The organism is Bacteroides sp. 43_46 (assembly GCF_001915455.1).
GTDB lineage: Bacteria > Bacteroidota > Bacteroidia > Bacteroidales > Bacteroidaceae > Bacteroides > Bacteroides caccae.
The window spans coordinates 1-3,586 of sequence record NZ_MNQN01000083.1; the positions used below are offsets into that span (position 1 = coordinate 1).

General features: G+C 40.5%; 5 protein-coding genes. All 5 read right to left on the reverse strand.

Annotated features, from left to right (window positions below):
• Window positions 1–353: 30S ribosomal protein S2 (gene rpsB, locus BHV72_RS06930; protein ID WP_286855439.1), on the reverse strand; the 353-nt coding region annotated here is incomplete at its 3' end.
• A gap of 120 nt (window positions 354–473) precedes the next feature.
• Window positions 474–860, reverse strand: coding sequence for a 30S ribosomal protein S9 (gene rpsI / locus BHV72_RS06935; protein ID WP_005679151.1), 387 nt, complete (start codon window positions 858–860; stop codon window positions 474–476).
• Window positions 861–866: 6 nt separating this feature from the next.
• Window positions 867–1,328 carry a 50S ribosomal protein L13 gene (gene rplM, locus BHV72_RS06940; protein WP_122294765.1) on the reverse strand — a complete coding sequence of 154 codons (462 nt, stop codon included), beginning with the start codon at window positions 1,326–1,328 and terminating at the stop codon, window positions 867–869.
• 291 nt (window positions 1,329–1,619) lie between these two features.
• Window positions 1,620–2,111, reverse strand: a complete 492-nt coding sequence (locus BHV72_RS06945; protein WP_005679149.1) for a DUF4488 domain-containing protein — start codon at window positions 2,109–2,111, stop codon at window positions 1,620–1,622.
• 139 nt (window positions 2,112–2,250) lie between these two features.
• Window positions 2,251–3,585 carry an asparagine--tRNA ligase gene (gene asnS / locus BHV72_RS06950; protein ID WP_286855444.1) on the reverse strand — a complete coding sequence of 445 codons (1,335 nt, stop codon included), beginning with the start codon at window positions 3,583–3,585 and terminating at the stop codon, window positions 2,251–2,253.
• Window position 3,586 lies beyond the last annotated feature (1 nt).

Sequence of the window (3,586 nt, forward strand, 5' to 3'; positions counted from 1 at the left end):
TCGATAGTAGCCATTTTCTTCACAGCCTTACGGATAGTCGGGAAGTTAGTCAACATACCACCCGGCCAGCGTTCGATTACATAAGGCATATTAACAGATTGAGCTTTCTCAGCTACAACTTGTTTAGCTTGTTTTTTAGTAGCAACAAAAAGAACTTTCTTGCCTGATTTAGCAATCTGTTTCAAAGCTTCAGCAGCTTCGTCTACTTTTGCAACTGTTTTGTGGAGGTCAATGATGTGAATACCATTGCGTTCCATGAAAATATAAGGAGCCATTGCAGGGTTCCACTTTCTTTTAAGGTGTCCGAAGTGGCATCCGGCTTCCAATAATGTATCAAAATTTGTTCTTGACATCTTGTTTTTCTTTAAATCGTTTACTTTCTTTTTTGTTTTTTCTAAACCAACCGCCGGGTAGTCTATGAGTAGAGTCCCAGTAGTTTAGATACTAAACATATTCCTCGGTCAGGCAGCCCATTAACGCTTGCTGAACTGGAATCTTCTACGAGCTTTCGGCTGTCCCGGTTTCTTACGCTCAACAGAACGCGGGTCACGAGTCATAAAGCCTTCTGCACGAAGAGCAGCTTTATCTTCAGCGTTGATTTTAACCAATGCACGGGCAATTGCTAAACGCAAAGCCTGAGACTGACCTGTGAAACCACCACCACACAAGTTTACTTTGATGTCATACTTCTCAGCAGCACCAATCTTGTTCAATGGTTGTTTTACAACATACTGAAGAATAGTTGATGGAAAGTACTCTGCAAGGTCTCTCTTGTTAATAGTAATCTTTCCTGTACCTTCGCTTACGAAAATACGTGCAATTGCACGTTTACGTCTGCCTAATGCATTTACTACTTCCATTATATCTTATTTATATGAATTAATATCAATCATTTTCGGGTTCTGAGCTACTTGTTTGTGTTCGCTACCAGCGTAAACATACAAGTTGTTCAGCAATTTAGCTCCCAAAATGTTCTTAGGAAGCATGCCCTTCACTACTTTTTTCAGTAATCTCTCTTCACCGTTCGGTTTTGCAATCAAACGGGCAGGAGTCATTTCTCTCTGACCACCAGGGTAGCCTGTATATGACAAATAAACTCTGTCATTCCACTTGTTACCAGTCAGTTTTACTTTGTCTGCATTGATGATGATAACGTTATCACCGCAGTCTACGTGAGGAGTAAAGTTTGGTTTGTACTTTCCTCTCAACAATTTTGCAACTTTTGCTCCCAGACGACCCAGTGTTTGGTCTGTAGCGTCAACAATAACCCATTCTTTGGTTACAGTTGCTTTGTTGGCAGAAATGGTCTTGTAACTTAAAGTATCCACTCTAATTTTGTTTTTTAAATGTTACTACTAAAAATATTCTTCACCACTTATTAGTCTTCCCCGGACAAAGGACGACTAACTTGCTATGAATTAATCTCTTATCTTTTTGTGATAATAATCGGCTTGCAAAAGTACGGCTTTTCTTTGAATTGGCAAACTATTTCTTGCTTTTTTTGAATATATCTAATTGGCAAACAAGAAGAAATAGAACGAAAAACAGGCATAAAAAAGTCTGCATATCTTCTCCTTTAAAGAAGTAATATGCAGACTATAATAACAATCAAATTATCTTTATCTCACAATATCTTCCGGAAATTTGGCCGGCATACTTATTCTTTTCCAGGTTTCATAATACCAGGTGTTCAATTCATTTCCATTCAAGTCATTCTTGATGAAGTATTTTAAATGCAGATAATCGCTATCCTTTATTTCAAATTCCAGAATATTGTCCTGATTATCCAACATCGGAAGATGAATATTCTTCTCGATACTTTCTCTATAAGAATCATCTGTCAACTGCTTCCACGACCCATATCCCGTAACAATTGCACTGGAACCGGGAATAATAGTGAAGTTCACGATTCTTCCATCATCACTCAATACCTTAAATGTATTACTGGGTTTCAACTCTCCCGGAACATCGGGAGACTCCGACACATAATGGCAAAGTTGCCAGATTCCTTTCAACTCGGCCACCTTGAATTTAGTTTTCTTTTGGGCCATCGCACCTGTTACCGCCAACAACATTATTGAAAGCATGGTAAAGAAATAGAGTTTTTTCATTGCCGTATTATTTTAGTTAACACTCTTGAATGCGTATGTCCAAATATAAAGATTTATTTTGAGAATAGAACAATAAAGTGCATAAAAAAACTCGCATAACCAAAAGATTATGCGAGTTTTACATAAATATACCGAAATATTAGAAATCAGCATTTCTCGGTGTACGCGGGAACGGTATCACGTCACGGATGTTTGACATGCCTGTTACGAAAAGTAACAAACGTTCAAAACCAAGCCCGAAGCCGGAGTGAGGACAAGTACCGAACTTGCGGGTATCCAGATACCACCACATATCCTTCATCGGGATATGCATTTCTTCAATACGAGTCATTAGCTTATCATAATCTGATTCACGTTCGGAACCGCCTATGATTTCACCGATTTTCGGGAAAAGAACATCCATTGCACGTACCGTCTTACCATCCTCGTTTTGCTTCATATAGAAGGCTTTGATCTCCTTCGGATAGTCAGTCAGGATTACCGGACGCTTGAAATGTTCTTCCACCAAATAACGTTCGTGTTCGGAAGCCAAGTCCACACCCCAATAAACCGGGAACTCAAATTTGTGGCCTTTTGCAACAGCTTCCTCCAGAATCTTGATACCGTCTGTATAAGGCAAACGTACGAAATCATCTTTCAATACTCCTTGCAGCCGTTCAATCAATCCCTTATCGAACATATCATTCAGGAATTTCACGTCATCCGCACAGTTATCCAACGCCCATTTCACACAATATTTAATGAACTCTTCTGCCAAGTCCATATTGTCTGCGATGTCGTTGAAAGCAACTTCCGGCTCAATCATCCAAAACTCAGCCAAGTGACGGGGAGTATTGGAGTTTTCGGCACGGAACGTAGGACCAAATGTATAGATAGCTCCCAAAGCTGTGGCAGCCAGCTCACCTTCCAACTGACCGGAAACAGTCAAACTTGCCTGCTTGCCGAAGAAATCATCATCATAAGAGATAGAACCTCTTTCGTCTTTCTTCAAGTCATACAGATTCATGGTAGTCACCTGAAACATCTGTCCGGCACCTTCACAGTCTGAAGCTGTAATGATTGGCGTATGAAAATAGAAGAATCCTCTGTCATGGAAAAACTTGTGGATAGCAATTGCCATGTTATGACGAATACGGAACACCGCACCAAAAGTATTGGTACGCGGACGCAAATGGGCAATCTCGCGCAAGAATTCCATAGAGTGCCCTTTCTTCTGCAACGGGTATGTGTTATCGCAAGTACCCAGCACTTCGATTTCACGAGCCTGCACTTCCACCTTTTGGCCGGAGCCTACCGATTCCACCATTTCACCGTTCACGCTGATACAAGCGCCGGTAGTAATCAGTTTAAGCATCTCTTCATCAAAATTAGCCAAATCTACTACGACCTGCAAATTATTTATTGTAGAACCGTCATTCAGTGCGATAAAGTTTACTTGTTTGCTACCTCTGCGGGTGCGAACCCATCCTTTCACA

What these genes read in the sequence shown, in the direction of transcription:
- rpsI (WP_005679151.1), bottom strand. Translation starts at nt 860, where the DNA reads ATGGAAGTAGTAAATGCATTAGGCAGACGTAAACGTGCAATTGCACGT.
- BHV72_RS06945 (WP_005679149.1), bottom strand. Translation starts at nt 2,111, where the DNA reads ATGAAAAAACTCTATTTCTTTACCATGCTTTCAATAATGTTGTTGGCG.